Origin of the sequence: Staphylococcus saccharolyticus (genome assembly GCF_900458815.1) — a bacterium.
Lineage (GTDB): Bacteria > Bacillota > Bacilli > Staphylococcales > Staphylococcaceae > Staphylococcus > Staphylococcus saccharolyticus.
The window spans coordinates 1,976,457-1,994,937 of the sequence record NZ_UHDZ01000001.1 but is presented as its reverse complement, the minus strand read 5'-3'; the positions used below and the strand labels follow the sequence as shown (position 1 = coordinate 1,994,937).

At 31.8% G+C, this 18,481-nt stretch carries 12 protein-coding genes and 7 pseudogenes; 12 read left to right on the top strand and 7 right to left on the bottom strand.

All coding sequences use genetic code 11. The features are described 5' to 3' along the window. The first annotated feature begins 510 nt into the window (after positions 1-510). Positions 511-633, top strand: coding sequence for a hypothetical protein (locus DYE57_RS12625; RefSeq protein ID WP_256728391.1), 123 nt, complete (start codon positions 511-513; stop codon positions 631-633). A 157-nt stretch (positions 634-790) separates the two neighbouring features. Here the strand turns inward: DYE57_RS12625 and DYE57_RS09755 are convergent, their stop codons facing one another. The 4 genes and pseudogenes from DYE57_RS09755 to DYE57_RS09740 form a co-directional block, all read right to left on the bottom strand. After that, on the bottom strand, positions 791-1,357 hold the full coding sequence (locus tag DYE57_RS09755) for an LOG family protein (protein WP_115313852.1): 567 nt from the start codon (positions 1,355-1,357) through the stop codon (positions 791-793). Between the two features lie 10 nt (positions 1,358-1,367). Continuing rightward, positions 1,368-1,817 (bottom strand): YaiI/YqxD family protein, encoded by a 450-nt coding sequence (locus DYE57_RS09750; RefSeq protein WP_115314141.1) that lies wholly within the window; start codon positions 1,815-1,817, stop codon positions 1,368-1,370. Positions 1,818-1,843: 26 nt separating this feature from the next. Then, a pseudogene (locus DYE57_RS09745) lies at positions 1,844-2,298 on the bottom strand (hypothetical protein); the annotation flags it as partial. 310 nt (positions 2,299-2,608) lie between these two features. After that, positions 2,609-3,481 (bottom strand): undecaprenyl-diphosphate phosphatase, encoded by an 873-nt coding sequence (locus DYE57_RS09740; RefSeq protein ID WP_115313851.1) that lies wholly within the window; start codon positions 3,479-3,481, stop codon positions 2,609-2,611. A gap of 221 nt (positions 3,482-3,702) precedes the next feature. Between DYE57_RS09740 and DYE57_RS09735 the strand changes: the two are divergent. Both DYE57_RS09735 and DYE57_RS09730 read left to right on the top strand, forming a co-directional pair. Next, positions 3,703-5,335, top strand: a pseudogene (locus tag DYE57_RS09735) (ABC transporter ATP-binding protein/permease). Next, positions 5,335-6,910: pseudogene (locus tag DYE57_RS09730) on the top strand (amino acid ABC transporter ATP-binding/permease protein). The pseudogenes DYE57_RS09735 and DYE57_RS09730 overlap by 1 nt, the downstream one beginning before the upstream one ends. A 103-nt stretch (positions 6,911-7,013) precedes the next feature. On the opposite strand, the gene mgrA reads toward DYE57_RS09730, so the two are convergent. Then, positions 7,014-7,427 (bottom strand): global transcriptional regulator MgrA, encoded by a 414-nt coding sequence (mgrA, locus tag DYE57_RS09725; RefSeq protein ID WP_115313850.1) that lies wholly within the window; start codon positions 7,425-7,427, stop codon positions 7,014-7,016. 217 nt (positions 7,428-7,644) lie between these two features. Here mgrA and DYE57_RS12620 point away from each other — a divergent pair, with 217 nt between their 5' ends. The 3 genes and pseudogenes from DYE57_RS12620 to DYE57_RS09715 all read left to right on the top strand — a co-directional run bounded on the left by DYE57_RS12620 (position 7,645) and on the right by DYE57_RS09715 (position 10,749). Continuing rightward, positions 7,645-8,088, top strand: coding sequence for an anion permease (locus tag DYE57_RS12620; RefSeq protein WP_256728392.1), 444 nt, complete (start codon positions 7,645-7,647; stop codon positions 8,086-8,088). A gap of 53 nt (positions 8,089-8,141) precedes the next feature. After that, positions 8,142-9,186 (top strand): annotated as a pseudogene (locus tag DYE57_RS12910) (SLC13 family permease). 189 nt (positions 9,187-9,375) lie between these two features. Continuing rightward, positions 9,376-10,749 (top strand): cryptochrome/photolyase family protein, encoded by a 1,374-nt coding sequence (locus DYE57_RS09715; protein WP_115313849.1) that lies wholly within the window; start codon positions 9,376-9,378, stop codon positions 10,747-10,749. A 48-nt stretch (positions 10,750-10,797) separates the two neighbouring features. Here DYE57_RS09715 and DYE57_RS09710 read toward each other — a convergent pair whose 3' ends face one another. Further along, positions 10,798-11,073 (bottom strand): hypothetical protein, encoded by a 276-nt coding sequence (locus DYE57_RS09710; protein WP_115313848.1) that lies wholly within the window; start codon positions 11,071-11,073, stop codon positions 10,798-10,800. Beyond that, positions 11,070-11,687: pseudogene (locus DYE57_RS09705) on the bottom strand (DUF1361 domain-containing protein). Before DYE57_RS09705 ends, DYE57_RS09710 begins: the two are co-directional and overlap by 4 nt. A gap of 425 nt (positions 11,688-12,112) precedes the next feature. On the opposite strand from DYE57_RS09705, the gene norA reads away from it, so the two are divergent. The 6 genes and pseudogenes from norA to DYE57_RS09675 all read left to right on the top strand — a co-directional run bounded on the left by norA (position 12,113) and on the right by DYE57_RS09675 (position 18,422). Next, the gene (norA, locus tag DYE57_RS09700) at positions 12,113-13,273 is read left to right on the top strand and encodes a multidrug efflux MFS transporter NorA (protein ID WP_115313847.1); all 1,161 of its coding nucleotides are present in this window, start codon (positions 12,113-12,115) and stop codon (positions 13,271-13,273) included. Between the two features lie 210 nt (positions 13,274-13,483). Continuing rightward, positions 13,484-13,964: pseudogene (locus DYE57_RS09695) on the top strand (hypothetical protein). A gap of 134 nt (positions 13,965-14,098) precedes the next feature. Further along, positions 14,099-14,577, top strand: a pseudogene (gene ybaK, locus DYE57_RS09690) (Cys-tRNA(Pro) deacylase). 214 nt (positions 14,578-14,791) lie between these two features. After that, a complete protein-coding gene (locus DYE57_RS09685) occupies positions 14,792-15,550 on the top strand; it encodes a DeoR/GlpR family DNA-binding transcription regulator (RefSeq protein WP_115313846.1) in 759 nt (252 codons plus the stop codon). Next, positions 15,547-16,467 carry a 1-phosphofructokinase gene (pfkB, locus tag DYE57_RS09680; protein ID WP_115313845.1) on the top strand — a complete coding sequence of 307 codons (921 nt, stop codon included), beginning with the start codon at positions 15,547-15,549 and terminating at the stop codon, positions 16,465-16,467. Before DYE57_RS09685 ends, pfkB begins: the two co-directional genes overlap by 4 nt. 5 nt (positions 16,468-16,472) lie before the next feature. Then, positions 16,473-18,422 carry a PTS fructose transporter subunit IIABC gene (locus tag DYE57_RS09675; RefSeq protein WP_115313844.1) on the top strand — a complete coding sequence of 650 codons (1,950 nt, stop codon included), beginning with the start codon at positions 16,473-16,475 and terminating at the stop codon, positions 18,420-18,422. Positions 18,423-18,481: the final 59 nt, after the last annotated feature.

Here is an 18,481-nt window from a genome sequence, read left to right as displayed (position 1 = left end):
AATTATGTATAAATTCTATAGATTTATGTTTAGGGAGTTACATCTAGTTCTTCATTAAAAAATTGTTAGAACTAGATGTTTTTTGTTGCCTGCATTCTAATATTATTTAAAATATAAAGTATTTACATATTATAGAAGAGCTGTATGCAGAAAATTTTATAGGCTTAATATTGTGTTTAGCTATTATTTTAGGGGGATATTCATTTATGGAGAAAGATGAAACTAAAAGGGGGTGAATTCAATTAACAATTCGATGCCATGATTGGGGAAACCCGTAAATAAAGAAACAGACTGAATCCAATTTTATTGCTTATTATAAAAATACTAAAGACAGAAATAAAGTTGCCGAGTATGTTTGGGATATACAAATAATTATCAATAGTGGAATGAAAGCATACCCCTAGTATAAAATTTGCAAAGTTTTATAAATACAATGTTTTCCAGTAAAACTTGATGGATACAGTCGTTTGAAATCAGATAGTAAAGTTATCTCTATTGAGGAATGTAAGTTTGATGAAAACAGATAAAAAAGTAACTGATTTAGATACTATCGTACTTAGTAGTGGATGGAATTATAATAAGTATATTTCAAAGAATGATAAGATTAATGTTAATAAAAAATATATAGGGTAATTAAACATCAAAAACCAATTAACACAGGACTTGGTTATAAGTTAAATGAAAGGATGAACTAATTTAATAATTATACTGACAATAAAACCCACAAATGTTTTCTTTAGATGAAATTATTTGTGGGTTCTTCTATTTTTTTAATTTATTCAATATCTATTTAATCATATGTACGTATACCAAGTGGTTGGTAATGATTGAGGCTTTCAATAAGTGCTTCTTTAGTATCATATAGAGGAGCTAATTTTTGATATTTTTCATCAATAAATCCTTCCATTATCATATGGTTGATTAAGTTTTGAAGTGGTTCGAAGAATCCATTTAAATTAAATATACCAATAGGTTTTTGATGTATACCAATTTGTGCCCAACTGTACATTTCAAAAAACTCTTCTAATGAACCGGCACCACCTGGAGCCATTACAAAAGCATCTGCTAACTCAGTCATTTTATTTTTACGTTCGTGCATAGAATCTACTAAAATTAATTCGCTTACTTTTTGACTTGTTATTTCTCTTTCATCTAACATCTTAGGCATTACACCAATTGCTTTACCGCCATGGTCAAGTACACCATCTTGAATAGCTCCCATAATGCCGACTGATCCTGCTCCGAATACAAGTTCATAACCTTGTTCAGCCATATATTTTCCTAATTCATATGCTTCTCTAACATAAGAAGGGTCTTTACCTTTGCTTGCGCCACAATAAACTGCAATTCTTTTCATATTGAGCCTCCTAAAGTTGATAAATTATTTTTCTAAAAGCATGTTCAAATCTAAGTCTATCTTCTTTTGTGAAGGGAGGGGGACCTTTATGGAGTCTACCTTGTTTTCTAATTTGAGCATTTAGATGTCTTTGATCTAGTAAATTTTGGATATTATCCGAACGATAGATACTATCTTTATAATGCATGACAGTATGCACTTTGTCTATCAGTAGACTGGCAAGTCCGTAATCTTGTGTGATGACGATATCATTTTTGCTAGCAAGCTGAACTATTTTGTAATCCACAGCATCGGGACCATCATCAACATATAAGGTTTTAACATGTCCATGTTGAATTTGGTGTGAAAAGTGACTGAAACTTCGTATCACTTTAACAAAAATGCCTATCCCTTTCGTCAATTCAATGACTGAATTAGCAACAGGACAAGCATCGCCATCTATAATTACGTAAGTTGACATGTCTATGAACAAGAGAGATCTTTGTTTTTATTTTGTTTCACTACACTGTCAACCACGTAATCTTGGTATTTTTTGAATTCTTTTTTTCTAGCTTTTTCTGCTTCTTCGCGTTGTTTTGCTTCTTCTTTATGGCGCTTTTCGATATTCTTTTGAAGTTTTTTGTTCATTTTATTAACTTCTTTACGATTTTGTTTAGCTAACTTTTTACCTTTTTTCTCAATATAGGCAGGATCATTTTCTTTAGAAATTTTTTGAATTCACGTTTATTATCAAATTCTTGCTTTTTATAGCCGACATATTCTTTTACATCTGAAACTTTATTAGAAATAACAGATGTAGTTTTTGACGTAGCTTTAGATGTTGTATCAGTCACTTTTTGTACATCTGGATGTTCTTTAATACGTTTACGTTCAGTCACTAACGGTACAATGACGATGGGTAATACATTAATTAGAGTTTTAATGAGTTTCTTTTTGTCCATACACGTTGCCTCCATTATTTTACTATTCTTTTCGATACCCTTTGATACATGAAAATAAACGATTGTTACTAGTCGATCGTTATGAATTCATATTGAGTGTATAAATTAAAAAACACCAGCCAGTTATAGATTTAGCTAGTGTAAGTATATAAGAGATTAAAAATTTGATTTTAATCAAAAAATGACAATAGTTGAGTCATCATTATATAAGAAGTATTAAGAAAATACTTTGTATTTTCAAAAGGATTTCAATGAATTCGCGTCCATTGCATAAGAACCACTAGGGATTGAAAATCCCAGTGGTTCTTTATTAAATTCCTTTGCCGATGCCGAAACCAAAGTAAAGAATTGCGATAAAGACAACTAAAAGGATTCGATAAATGGCAAAAGGAACTAACTTTACTTTATTAATTAAATGTAAGAATGTCTTAATTGCGATTAAACCAACGATAAATGCAGCTAAAAATCCTAATACGTAGAAGGGAATGTCAGCTATATGAATATATTTATAATGCTTTAATAAAGATAACCCACTTGCTGCTAACATAATCGGTACAGACATAATAAATGTGAAATTAGAAGCCGCTTTATGATTTAATTTCATCAATACACCTGTAGAAATTGTAGAACCAGATCTACTGAAACCAGGCCACATTGCAATTGCTTGAGAAATACCAATCACAAATGCTTGGAAATAATTAATTTGGTCTACTGTTTGTGGTTGTTGAACCTTTTCAGAATATTTATCAGCTAAAATCATATAAATTGAGCCTAAGAATAAACCAATCATGACAGTAGGAACACTAAATAAATATTTCTCAATTAAATCATCAAATAAAAATCCTAAAATACCAGCTGGAATCATACCCACTAAAACATGCATTAAGTTTAAACGTTTAGGTTGTGAACGAAGTTGACCTGTGGCTGAAGTTTCTGGTTTATGATGCCCAATATGTAAAATTTCTAAGAAACGATCACGGAATACCCATGCTGCTGCGAATACTGAACCTAGTTGTATAACAATTTTGAATGTAAAAGCCGACTGTTCGCCTAAAAATTTACTCGACTTTAACCACATATCATCAACAAGTATCATGTGTCCTGTCGAAGATACAGGAGCAAATTCAGTGAGTCCTTCCACGATACCTAAAATAATGCCCTTTATTAATTCAAGTAAAACCATAATTTACCCACTTTCTCATTACTAATAATATATTACTTACCCAAAATACCATATAATCATAGCACATAAAAATTATAATAGGGGAAGTTAACTGTAAAATTAGACTAAAGTCTTATAAAAATGATTGTTTTAGTATTTAAATCAATATGTTGAAAGTCTTATTGAGCGGAAGTACTTAAAAATTTCACAAACGTTTTATAATGAAAGTAGGTGAAGTTATTGTGAAAAGACTAACAAATATTGTTTTTAAATATAAATTGTATCCCGCACTCATGTTAATCATGAGCGTTTTTTTATCTCTAACAGTCGTCGCACAAAATATTTCTATCTCTCAATTTTTAAGCCATATGTTATATCATCACCAACAATCACTCGTTTCCTATACTATTAATCATTATTATGGTACTAATCGCTTGTTCAACATTCAATATGTTCAATCAACTTATGGGAAATAAGATGTCTTATAAAGTAAAACATGATTTAAGAAGAAAAGTGATAATGAAGAACAGTACTTGGGCAACTGGTGAGGAAATGAATATTATTACCGAGAGTGTAGACGGAATCGGGCCATTCTTTCATAGTTATTTGCCCCAAGTTTTTAAATCGGTAATGATTTCTATGGCAATCATGATTGCGATGTGCTTTGTGCATCTACCTACTGCGTTGATAGTGATTGTAACGGCACCTTTTATTCCGATGTTTTATATTATTTTTGGACTGAAAACAAGAGATGAATCCAAAGATCAAATGACATATCTTAATCAATTTAGCCAACGATTTCTAAATACTGCGAAAGGTTTAATTTCTCTAAAGTTACTTAATCAAACTAAATCAACGGAACAACATTTACATGAGGATAGTACACGATTTAGAGATCTAACGATGCGTATTCTAAAAAGTGCATTTCTAGCGGGTCTTATGCTCGAATTTATTAGTATGTTAGGAGTAGGTTTGGTCGCACTAGAAGCAGCACTAAGTTTAATCGTATTTCATAGCATCAATTTTTTAACAGCTGCTATTGCTATCATTTTGGTACCAGAATTTTACAATGCTATCAAAGATTTAGGTCAAGCATTTCATACTGGTAAACAAAGTGAAGGTGCGAGTGATGTTGTGTTTGACTTTTTAGAATCTGAAAATCAACTTGACTACCCAGTCCCCAAAATAGTAACAAAACAAGCAGAACAAATTTCATTTAATCGCGTATCATTTAGCTACCCAAACAGTAAACAGCAGGCATTGAAGAATATTTCTTTCTCTGCATATTCTGGTGAAAAAATTGCCATCGTTGGTCAAAGTGGTGCTGGTAAATCAACTTTGGCCAAACTTATCAATCATTCTATCACTCCTACACGAGGGAATATTACATTTAATGTAAATGGTTTAAGTATAGGATTTTTAAGTCAACATCCATATATTTTTATAGATTCTATTAGAAACAATATTGCCATGTACAATAAGGATATTTCTGAAAAAGATATTATACACGTTTTAGATGAAGTGAACTTAATAGATAAGGTACTCTCACTACAAAATGGCATTGATACACAAATAGGTGAAGGTGGCGAAATGTTATCAGGCGGTCATATGAGACGTGTTGAGTTAAGTCGTTTATTAGTGATGCGACCTGATGTAGTCATTTTCGACGAACCAGCAACTGGGTTAGATGTTGAAACTGAACGTATCATACAAAATGTTCTTAACACACATTTTAAGCAGAACACCGTGTTCAGCATTGTTCATCGTGATTCGACGATTAAACAAGCTGAACATCGTATATATCTTAAATGTGGTCAAATTGTTGAAAATGATGCTTTAATCTCAGTGGCACAAAGTGAGGTGAATGATAATTAATGAAATCACAAATTCATTTTCGTATAGATAAAGACTTAATTTTAGCTATAGTTGTAGGTGTATTAGGTGGACTAGTTGCTTTAGCAATGTTTTTTCTAAGTGGCTCTATATGGTTACGCAAAGTGCACTTGGCGCACCTTTATATGCATTAATGGTACTTGTTGTAACTGTCAAAATGTTTGGTTTTCTAAGAGCAATCGCGCGTTATGTTGAAAGATTACTTTCTCATAGAACAACTTTTACGATGTTGAGAAATGTAAGAGTCCAATTTTTACGAAAGTTATTTTCCAGTTATTCCTGATATATATCGTAAATTTAATTCAAGTGACCTTATTACACGCATGATTAGTCGAGTAGAAGTTTTGCAAAATATATATTTAAGAGTGTACAATCCGCCAATTGTAATAGGATTTACTTCACTAGTGTCATTGGTCACAATGCTATTCTTTTCACCATTACATGCACTGCTCATTGCTGTAAGCATGATGTTAACGTTATGGTTTGTACCGTGGATAAGTGCTAAAAGAGTAAGATTAATTAAACAATATGTTTCTCATGAGCAAAGAGAATTTTTAACACGTTTCTATGATTATAATGAAAGTTATGAAGAGTTAAATCGTTTTAAACAAACTGAGCAATTTAAAAATGATGTCATCAATCGACTTAAGAAATATGATTATATGCAACTAAAGGAACAAAAGTTTTTATCATTATACGATTATGTCCTTAATATAATAGCAATGGTTTCTATATTCATGAGTTTGCTACTTGGTGCACAACAAGTTTATACAGGTCAATTAAATGAAGTTTATCTTACAAGTATTGTTCTGATGGTTCTTACATTATTTGAACAAGCAGTGCCCATGAGTAATGTAGCTTTTTATAAAGCTGATACGGATCAAGCTCTTGATGAAATTAATGAAGTGATTGCTCCAGTAACTACTGAAATGTCAGGGATTTCAAATAATAATCATTCGGAATTATCTTTATTTGAAATGAAAGATGTCACATTTAGTTATTGGAATCAACAAACTCCGACCACGGTATTAATATAACAATTGAGGAAGGTGAAAAAGTAGCAATTATTGGTCCATCAGGCTCCGGTAAAAGCACGCTACTTCAAGTTTTATTTGGTCTTTTCCAAGTTAGAAAAGGTGTAGTTACTTTAAATGGTGAGCAAGTATATGACATTGATAATACTAAAAAATATCATAGGATTAATGTGATGTTATAAAGTCAAGATATGTTTTATGGTACAGTACGCCATAACTTATTTTCAGATAAAAATGATGAAGATTTAATTAGAGTTCTTAAAGTGGATTATCTAGATTTAGATAGAGTTGTCTCATTTGACGGTCACAACTTGTCAGGCGGCGAAATACAACGGTTAAGTTTAGCAATATTACTGTTAAGAACTTCTGCTAATATATGGATATTAGTAATACAGAAAAAGTTATGGATTTACTTGAAGACTCTGCGAATACACTCGTTATTGCAACTCATGATCTTGATATTCTCCCACGCTTTGACAAAATTATCATCATGATGGATGGGGAAATTAAAGAAGCCGTATAAATAAACAAACGCGCACCATTATCTGGCGCGCGTTTGTTGAATGTTTCATTGCTAATTGTATTTAAAACTTAGGCTTTAACTTTAATTCCATGACAGCAACACATTATTTTTCTTTTGTTTCAATAAATGCATCGATGACTTTACCTAACAAGCGATTCAGTTCTTTTACTTCTTCTTTAGATAAAGAAGAGGCTGTTGCAACTTTCTCCGATGCGTTGCTTAGTTCAGGTCTAATCATTTCACTTTTATCTGTTAAGTGAATAAACACTTCACGTTGATCCACTTCAGAACGTTCGCGTTTGATTAAATCGACTTGTTCCATTCTTTTAAGTAATGGTGATACAGTTCCTGTATCAAGTGCTAATTCTGTAACGACTTTTTTGACGTTAACAGGTGACTCATCCCATAAAATCGTTAAAACAAGAAATTGTGGGTAAGTTAGATTGTACTTTTTAAAGACTTTGTTTGAGTAGTAGCGATTAACTTGTCTTTGAGCATTGTACAAACTATCAAAGATGCTTTAACATTTAAATAATTCAAATAATTCAAATAAAAGGTCTACTATTGATTTTCGTATTTACTGAGAACTTAGTAGGCTTTTTCAAAGAGTTAAATGTAAAATGGGATCACGTATAATTTGTGATAATTTTGTGACGATCTTTTGAAAATAATATATAAAAGCGCTTTCTTGATATAATGAAAATGTAATCTTGGAAACTAAGGAGACGATTGTGATGACTAAAGGGGATCAACTGACTCAGAACATTGGACAACGACAGAATAAAGAGAAAAAAGGCTATAAGCCTATATGGATTATCATTAGTTTTGTAATTTTGATAACAATCTTATTATTACCTACTCCAGCAGGTTTACCTATTATGGCGAAAGCAACCTTAGTTATTTTAGCATTTGCAGTTATCATGTGGGTGACTGAAGCTGTCTCATATCCCGTGTCTGCAACTCTTATATTAGGATTAATCATATTGCTACTTGTCTTAAGTCCTGTGCAAAACTTAACGGAGAAGTTAGGCAACCCAAAAAGCGGAGATATGATATTAAAAGGAAGCGATATTCTAGGAACTAATAATGCTTTTAGTGGATTTTCAACATCTGTTGTCGCTTTAAGTAGCTGCTGCATTATTCTTAGCAACAGCAATGCAAGAGACAAATTTATATAAGCGTCTAGCGTTACTAGTTCTTTCTATATGTAGGAAATAAAACGAGAAATATTGTGATTGGAGCGATATTAGTTTCAATTGTTTTAGCCTTTTTTGTTCCTTCTGCTACAGCTCGAGCAGGTGCAGTCGTGTCAATTTTACTTGGTATGATTGCAGCATTTAATGTGGGTAAAGACAGCAGACTCGCGTCATTACTTATTATTACAGCAGTCCAAGCTGTTTCAATATGGAATATCGTTATTAAAACAGCAGCTGCTCAAAATATTGTTGCGATTAACTTTATCAACCAAAATTTAGGTTGTGATGTATCTTGGGGAGAATGGTTTTTATATGCAGCACCATGGTCAGCTATTATGTCAATCGCATTATATTTTATTATGATTAAGGTAATGCCACCTGAACGAGAGTCAATTAAAGGTGGAAAGGAATTAACTAAAGAAGAACTTAACAAGCTAGGACCAGTCAGTACTAAAGAATGGCGTTTAATTGTTATTTCGATTTTACTATTATTCTTCTGGTCTACTGAAAAGGTTCTTCATCCTGCTGATTCTACGTCTATTACATTAATAGCATTAGGTATTATGTTGATGTTTAAAATTGGTGTGATTACTTGGAAGGGTGTTGAAAAGAAAATACCTTGGGGCACAATTATCGTATGGAGTAGGTATTTCTCTTGGTAATGTTTGGCTTAAAACAGGAGCAACACAGTGGCTAAGTGATCAGACATTTGGACTAATGGGGCTTAAATATTTACCAATTATTGCAACTATTGCTCTAATAACAATATTTAATATTTTAATTCATTTAGGATTTGCTAGTGCGACGAGCTTAGCTTCAGCGCTTATTCCAGTATTTATTTCTTTAGCTTCAACATTAAATCTAGGAGATCATGCAATTGGTTTTGTATTAATACAACAATTTGTTATTAGTTTTGGTTTCTTGTTACCAGTAAGTGCTCCTCAAAATATGCTTGCTTATGGTACAGATACATTTACAGTTAAAGATTTCTTGAAAACTGGAATTCCATTGACGATTGTTGGATATATTTTAGTACTTATATTTAGCTTAACGTATTGGAAATGGCTTGGTTTAGTCTAAAAACTCAATAACCAAACGGTTTTATAATGTAATTTGTCTCAGAAAGGTTTAATACTTTATCTTTCTGAGATTTTTTAATATATTTTAACGACAAAATATGATATCTTAACTTTTTTAATTTCATTAAGTTGGTTGATTTAATTTTTAGGGTATAGGAGTAAAAACTTTTAATTAAAGGTGGTAACGCTAATGGCAATAGGTATTATTTTAAATAGAGTATTCAGGCTTAAGAGTAATCCTTTATTAGAGTATGTATCTCAAAATAAAGAAAAAATTGATAAATGTTATTTAATCATTCCTAAAGAACAGTTTGAAACAGAGTCAGAAATGAAGGCGAATTATTATAAAGGTTCATTACAAAAGTTTGTGAATGAACTCAATAAACAAGAGATTGAGCCATTTATTATGCCATATGAGGAGCTAATTGGTTTTTGTAAGGATAAAGACATACATCAAGTCGTTATAGCTGGGGACATTATGAGCTATCATCATGAAACCTATGATATTCTTCATCAAAACCATTTATTTGAAAAAGCAAGTATCAAGGTTGTTTCGCTAAGGGCGAACCATTACTTTAAACTTAATAAAACGCGTAATCATCAAGGAGAGCCGTATAAAGTATTTACGAGTTTTTATAAAAAGTGGCGCCCTTATTTAATGAAAAGAAAGGAACATAGCTATGATTTGAGAGATATTGCGAAGATAGCAGTTAAGTCACAACAAATCATCAAAGGGGATTATGAAAAATTTGGTATCAGTGAACTAGACGCACAACAATGCTGGTCTAAATTTTTAGATCAAGATATTGAAAATTACAAAATGAATAGAGAATATTTACCAGAAGTTTTAACAAGTCAATTAAGTATTTATTTAGCTTATGGACTTATCGATATTAAACAAATATTTAATGACTTGTTAGATAATTATGATAAAGATGAACAAAACTATGAAGCTTTTATTCGTGAGTTAATTTTTAGAGAGTTTTATTATGTACTCATGACACATTATCCTGAAACTGCTCATGTTGTTTTTAAAGAAAAGTATCAAAATTTAGAGTGGTCTTATAACAAAGGTGATTTCAAATTGTGGAAAGAAGGTAAAACAGGATTTCCAATTATTGATGCTGCAATGGGAGAAATTAATCGTACAGGTTATATGCATAATCGAATGAGAATGGTTGTGTCTCAATTTTTGACAAAAGATTTATTCATTGATTGGACGTGGGGTGAAGATTATTTTAGACAAAAGTTAATAGATTATGATGCAGCTTCTAATGTGGATGGGGGGCAATGGTCTGCCTCAACTGGAACTGATGCGGCACCGTATTTCAGAATGTTCAACCCTATACGTCAAAGTGAACGGTTTGATAAAAAGGCGTTATATATTAAGACTTTTGTGCCTCAACTTAATGATATTGATGCTAAATATTTGCATGATACACATAAACATCAAAATCAACTTCAATCTCAAGGTATTGAATTAGGTAAAGATTATCCTAAACAGATGGTTGATCATGGTAAAAGTAGAGAATATGTCATGTCAGCGTTTAAGGCGTTAGATTAAAAGAACGGGATTTGAATGGGTTTTATCCATTCTAAATCCCTTTTTTAGCTATCTTAATATATTACAGGCATTATGCACAGCTACATATTCTAATAATGTGAGTATATACATGTATTTAAGTCTTAATTTGATATTAATAGGAACATTCCATTCTAGAAATCGTCGTTCATAGTAAAATACTTGCATAAGAAACAAACCGATACCAAGTGGTAAGAGCATTAATAGTATACTTTTTGAAATTTTAAAACCAATATCATGACAAAAATGTCCTATTATCAATTGAATTACAACGATAATAACTGATAATAAAATATTAAATATCATTTTTGTAATCTTACCCCTTTGACAAAGAGGACGATAGTTCCCTGCATCATTATCATTAATATTACAAATAATAAAGTTTTAAAATTAAATGTTGAAAGCACTTCTGTCACAATTTTTAGAGGTTCATTAATGAAATAGACAGTATGGAGTCTTAAAAATCTTCCTATATAAATACCTACACCGTTTAAAAACATAAGTAAAATGATTAACGCTCTGTTCAACTAGAGATGAGATGTAAAGTGTGCTAATTCTATAAATATAAGAATCATTAGATACATCGCTAAGAAAATGCCTAGCATTAAATAAGTGAAATACACCCATTCGGTTAAATTTAATTCTGCTAAAAAGTTAAATTGAAATTGGTTCAAATGGATTAAATCTGTAATCATATAGAACGTGTTTGGGACTAAAAGTAAAAATACTACTCCAAAAATAATAAATAGTAGCCATTCGCACAATTTTTTAGGTTTAAATAACTTTAACAGTAAACAGAGTTCGAATGGTATGTATGCTAAAAATAAATTAAGTGTCATAAAATTAAACACTCTAGTTTCTGCAATTGAAATAATAAATAAAATGATAAAGTATACTCTTGCAAAATAACGAGGCTGCAATGTAATACACTACTTTCTTAAATTTTTGATAGTCGAGTTTTAATCATAACTTTAGATACAGGGCTTATCAAATGATTTAAGGTTTGTTAGAAGATAAATAATCAGTGACATAGACAAGCAATTGTCAAATAAAGTTTATATACTTATAATTTTGTATTTAAAAAGTTTGATGTTTGTACATGATGATATATTTACTGATTTAACTCACTACAACTCAATTATACAAATAAAGTAAATAAATTGCTTATAATTTAATGTATACTTAATTGTAATATGGTACTAAAATAGTATACAATGTAGAAACTTTTAAATATTTAAATAATATGACTGAAAGATAATAGATTAAAATAACAATGAAATGAATGATATATACAAAAATTTAATCGAAGAAGGATTATATTATAGATAGGAGAGGAGGTTATCATATGAAAAAACAATTGTTTACGCTTTATTTTAATATATTTCTAATATTTTTAGGCATTGGTTTAGTCATACCTGTGCTTCCGGTATATTTAAAAGATTTGGGGTTAAAGGGAAGTGATTTAGGGGTTCTTGTTGCTGCGTTTGCATTAGCACAAATGGTGACATCACCATTTGGTGGAACATTGGCTGATAAATTAGATAAAAAACTTATTATTTGCATTGGTCTGATACTTTTTTCAGTATCTGAATTTATGTTTGCTGGAGGACAGAATTTTACGATATTAATCATCTCTCGCATCCTTGGCGGATTCAGTGCTGGTATGGTTATGCCTGGGGTAACTGGCATGATTGCGGATATTTCTTCTAGTTTTGATAAAGTTAAAAACTTTGGCTATATGTCTGCGATTATTAATTCAGGTTTTATATTAGGACCAGGGTTTGGTGGTTTTTTAGCAGAGATTTCTCATAGATTACCTTTTTATTTTGCGGGCTTTCTTGGTGCCATTGCATTTGTAATGTCATTACTATTCATTCACAATCCTAAAAAGGGAACGACAGATGATTTTCATCAATATCAGCCTGAACTATTAAAGAAAATCAATTGGAAGGTATTTATTACTCCAGTGATTCTGACGCTTGTTTTAGCATTTGGTCTATCTGCATTTGAGACATTATTCTCTTTATATACTTCAGATAAAGCACACTATTCTCCGAAGGATATCTCAATTGCTATAACAGGTGGTGGTATATTTGGTGCATTATTCCAAATCTTTTTCTTTGATAAGGTTATGAAATTCCTATCAGAACTTAATTTTATTGCATGGTCTTTAATTTATTCAGCAGTGGTACTTACGATGCTTGTTCTTGCTAATGGTTATTGGACGATTATGTTTATCAGCTTTATAGTATTTATTGGTTTTGATATGATACGACCGGCCTTGACTAATTACTTTTCAAATATAGCAGGCAATCGCCAAGGATTTGCTGGCGGTTTAAATTCTACATTTACTAGTATGGGAAATTTTATTGGCCCATTAGTTGCAGGATCGTTGTTTGATGTGAATATAGAGATTCCTTTGTATATGGCAATTAGCGTTTCTTTAAGTGGAATAGTTATTATATTTATTGAAAAGTGGCTAAGAGCTAAACGTAAGAATACTTAATGATGAACGACTTTTTTAAGTTTTAAGAAAACGTGGGATACTAGCGTTTACAGTGATGTAATATACATTTCTTATGTAACAAAAATAACAACTTCTTTAATGTTACTGTTACAAATATTACAATCTATTTAAATTGCAACCTACATATCTTTTTATAAAAATTATTATGTTAAGATAGATGGAAATATTAAGAGAAATGTGGGTAAGGAGATGAAATTGAAAAAACTATTGTTGAGTATTGTGGCAATCACTTTATCAATTTGTTTAATGATATTATTATTTTTAGCAACGAATCAAAATGCTTTAGCTAAAGTACATAAAACGATTTGTACATTTACAAAAGTGAATAAAGTTTCGTATATAGAGAATACATTGGGTTTAGATTCAAATCACATTGCCTAAAGCGTCAGAAAAAGATAAAAAAGAACCTGATGCGACAGGAATTGATTATCAATTTAATCATAAGACAAGTCATGAACAAACACATGACAGTTTTACGACACAAGAATGTAACGTTATTGCTTTTAATTATGCCAAAAATCATCTAAATAATAATTACAAGATGGAATACATGTACCGTCAACCATCTACGTCAGTATATTCATTTTCAAATTCTAACAGTCATCAGAAAACTAAAATTACTGTAAATGAAGATGGCACTGTCAATGCGCATGCTGGAAATAATCAATAGAAAGCACTCTTTCAAACTTTACTGGAAGAGTGATTTTGTTGTTTTATACTCATTTTCAAATTTATTTCAAATGATTTTGAAACTAAACATGTTTAAGATAAACTAACGATTGATAAAATTTAGAAGGTGAGTAAATGTCTAAAACTAAAAAGACCAATGCAATGCGTATTTTAGATAGAGCAAAAGTTGATTATCATATGAACACATATGAGGTAACAGATCAACATCAACATGGTGAAGAAATTGCTCGACGAGTTGGTGCAAAGGTTGAAGAAGTGTTTAAAACACTCTTGTTAGAAAATGCTAATCATGATCACTATGTATTTGTAATCTCAGTCAACGCTACTTTAGATATGAAACAAGCAGCGCATGTTGTTAATGAGAAAAAACTTAATTTAATGCCATTAGATCAACTAAAACAGGTTACGGGCTACATTAGAGGTGGTTGTTCGCCAATTGGAATGAAACATCAATTTCAAACAACTATAGATCTGCTCTACATTTAGATAAAGTCTATGTAAGCGGTGGACAACGAGGCATGCAAATTATTATTAAAGTTGAAGATTTAATTAGGATGACCCAAGCTCAAATTGAAGCTATCACACAAGATTAATTTATTGTATGGTAAGGTTATAATTATTGAAAGTTAATTCATTTGCTCAGTAACCTAATGGGTGACGTTTTGAAGAGCATTTTATCAAACAACTTAAAAATGAGGTGTTTTTATTTTTGTCACAAAAATGAATTGTTTTGATTGTTTTTGATAGTTTATGATTTAAAAATGTAAGTGCGCTCATTATAATGGTGATTGAGATGGGGTGATTAAAATGATATCGGAAAAACGACAAACTTTAATATTACAGGAATTAGCACAAAAAGATTTTTTAACACTCCAAGAGTTAATTGATCGAACAGGGTGTAGTGCTTCGACGATTAGAAGAGACTTATCTAAGTTACAAAAGATTGGTAAATTACAACGTGTTCACGGTGGTGCAACCTTGAACCAAAATCGTGTGGTTGAACCTGGTTTATCGGAAAAACTAACTAAGAACTTACGTGAAAAACAAGAAATTGCAAAACAAGCAGCTCAAGAAATACAAGATAAGGAATGTATATTTTTAGACGCTGGTTCTTCAACATTTGAGATGATTCAATATATCGATGCTAAAGATATTATAGTAGTAACAAATGGTATGACGCATGTTGAGGAACTTTTAAAACATGGAATCAAAATGCTAATGATTGGTGGTCAAGTGAAAGCTACAACAATGGCTACAGTAGGCGCAAATGCATTAGAAACTTTAAGACGTTACTGTTTTGATCGTGCATTTATTGGGATGAATGGTATTGATTTGAAATATGGTTTAACAACACCGGATGAACAAGAAGCTTTGATTAAAGAAACAGCTATGAAATTATCTAATGAAAAGTACATACTAGTCGATCAGTCTAAATTTAATCAGGTTTATTTTGCAAGAGTGCCATTATTAGATAGCACTATATTAATTACATCTCAAAAGGCACTAAAGAATAAAGTCACTGATGCATACAAAACACAATTTTATTTTTTAGGAGGAAAGTCATGATTTATACAGTAACATTTAATCCTTCAATCGATTACATTATGTTTACAAACGGATTTAAATTAACAGGATTGAATAGAGCGACAGAAACATATAAATTTGCAGGTGGAAAAGGGATTAATGTATCTAGAGTGTTAAAAACTTTAGATGTTAATTCAACTGCGTTAGGTTTTGTAGGCGGTTTCCCAGGTGAATTCATTACTAAAATTTTAGAAGAGAGTCATATTAATTCTAATTTTGTTCAGGTTGATGAAGATACGCGTATCAATGTGAAATTGAAATCTGGGCAAGAAACTGAAATCAATGCTCCCGGTCCTAAGATTAGTAAGGAACAGTTTCAAACGTTATTAACTCAAATACAACACACAACGAGTGAAGACATCGTAATAGTAGCAGGAAGCGTTCCAAATAGTATTTCAAACGATGCCTATGCTCAAATTGCTGAAATCACTAAAGAAACTGGAGCACAACTTGTTGTTGATGCAGAGAAGAATTTAGTTGAAACAGTCCTACCTTATCAACCACTTTTCATTAAACCTAATAAAGATGAACTTGAAGTAATGTTTAATACTTCAGTCAATAGTGATGAGGATGTTGTTAAATACGGTAAAGAAATTCTTAAAAAGGGTGCACAATCAGTCATCATCTCATTAGGTGGAGACGGAGCGATTTATGTTGATCAACAACAAAGTATAAAAGTTGTTAACCCACATGGAAAAGTAGTTAATACAGTGGGCTCTGGTGATAGTACAGTTGCAGGTATGGTGGCAGGCTTAGCATCTGGCTTATCGGTTCAAAATGCATTTAAGCAAGCCGTAGCCTCTGGAACAGCGACTGCTTTCGAAGAAGATTTAGCAACTAGAGATGCTATAGAAAAAATTAAATCTCAAGTTACGATTAAAGTACTTGAAGGGGAGTGAAATGAATGAGAATTACAGAATTATTAACTAAAGATACAATCGCAATGGATTTGTCATCTAAAGATAAAAATGGTGTGATTGATAAATTAGTCAATCAACTAGATAAAGCAGGTAAATTAAATGATGTTACATCTTTCAAAGAGGCTATTCATAATCGTGAGTCACAAAGTACAACTGGCATTGGGGAAGGAATTGCTATTCCACATGCAAAAGTTGCTGCAGTAAAAGCTCCTGCTATCGCATTTGGTAAATCTAAAGAAGGTGTCGATTATCAAAGTTTAGATATGCAACCTGCACACTTATTCTTTATGATTGCTGCACCTGAAGGTGGCGCTCAAACGCACTTAGACGCATTAGCAAAACTTTCTGGTATTCTAATGGATGAAAATGTACGTGAAAAATTAATTCATGCTGAATCACCGGAACAAGTATTACAAATTATCAATGAAGCGGATGATGAAGCGACTAAAGAGGAAGAAGCGGAAGCTAAAAAAAATGAAGCTGCTGGAGCAAATCAGGCACAAGATAGTAATGAGTCTTATGTCTTAGCTGTTACAGCTTGTCCAACTGGTATAGCGCATACTTACATGGCACGTGATGCATTAAAAAAACAAGCTGAAAAAATGAATGTAAAAATTAAAGTTGAAACAAATGGTTCTAGTGGGGTTAAAAACCATTTAACTGAACAAGATATAGAACGCGCAACTGGAATTATTGTTGCTGCAGATGTTCATGTAGAAACTGATCGTTTTAATGGAAAAAATGTAGTTGAGGTACCTGTTGCTGATGGTATTAAACAACCAGAAGAATTAATTAACACAGCTTTAGATACTAGTCGCAAACCATTCGTAGCACAAGGTGGCTCTAAACAACATGATGATAGTGAGGAAAAGTTAAGTCCAGGTAAAGCTTTCTACAAACACTTAATGAATGGTGTATCTAATATGTTACCACTTGTTATTTCTGGTGGTATTATAATGGCAATTGTGTTCTTATTCGGACTTAACTCATTTAAACCAGAAAGTTCTCAATACAATGCATTTGCTGAACAATTATGGAATATTGGTAAAAATAGTGCCTTTGCTTTAATCATTCCGATTTTAGCTGGTTTCATTGCCCGTAGTATTGCAGATAAACCAGGTTTCGCAGCTGGCTTAGTTGGTGGTATGTTAGCCGTTTCTGGTGACTCAGGATTCATTGGAGGTATTATTGCTGGTTTCTTAGCAGGTTATTTAACTCAAGGAATTAAATACATTACACGTAAATTACCACAAGCACTTGAAGGTTTAAAACCGACATTAATCTATCCATTGTTATCAGTGGTAATTACTGGATTGCTAATGATATACGTCTTTAATCCGCCAGCAGCTTGGTTAAATTACTTATTGTTAAATGGTTTAAATAGTTTATCTGGTTCGAACATTATGTTACTTGGTTTTGTAATTGGTGCGATGATGGCTATCGATATGGGTGGACCATTCAACAAAGCAGCATATGTATTTGCTACAGCTGCTTTAACTGAAGGTAATGCAGCACCAATTACAGCAGCTATGATAGGTGGTATGATTCCACCATTAGCGATTGCTACAACGATGTTAATATTTAGAAGAAAATTTACTAAAGAACAAAGAGGTTCTATTGTTCCTAACTATGTAATGGGCTTATCATTTATTACTGAAGGCGCGATTCCATTTGCAGCAGCCGATCCATTACGTGTTATTCCTTCAATGATGGTTGGTTCAGGTGTTGCTGGTGCGATTGCTTTAGGTTTAGGGTCAGATATTAAAGCACCTCATGGTGGTATTTTCGTTATACTTGGGACAGATGGAGCTCACGTCTTACAAACATTAATTGCCTTAGTCGTTGGCACTTTAATTTCAGCATTTTTATATGGCTTCTTAAAACCTAAAGTCACTGAAAATGAAATTAAAGCATCTGAGGCAATGGACGAATAAGTAATATTTATTGAGATAATTTTCATTTCAATTTTGACTCATTAACACTTTCATTATCA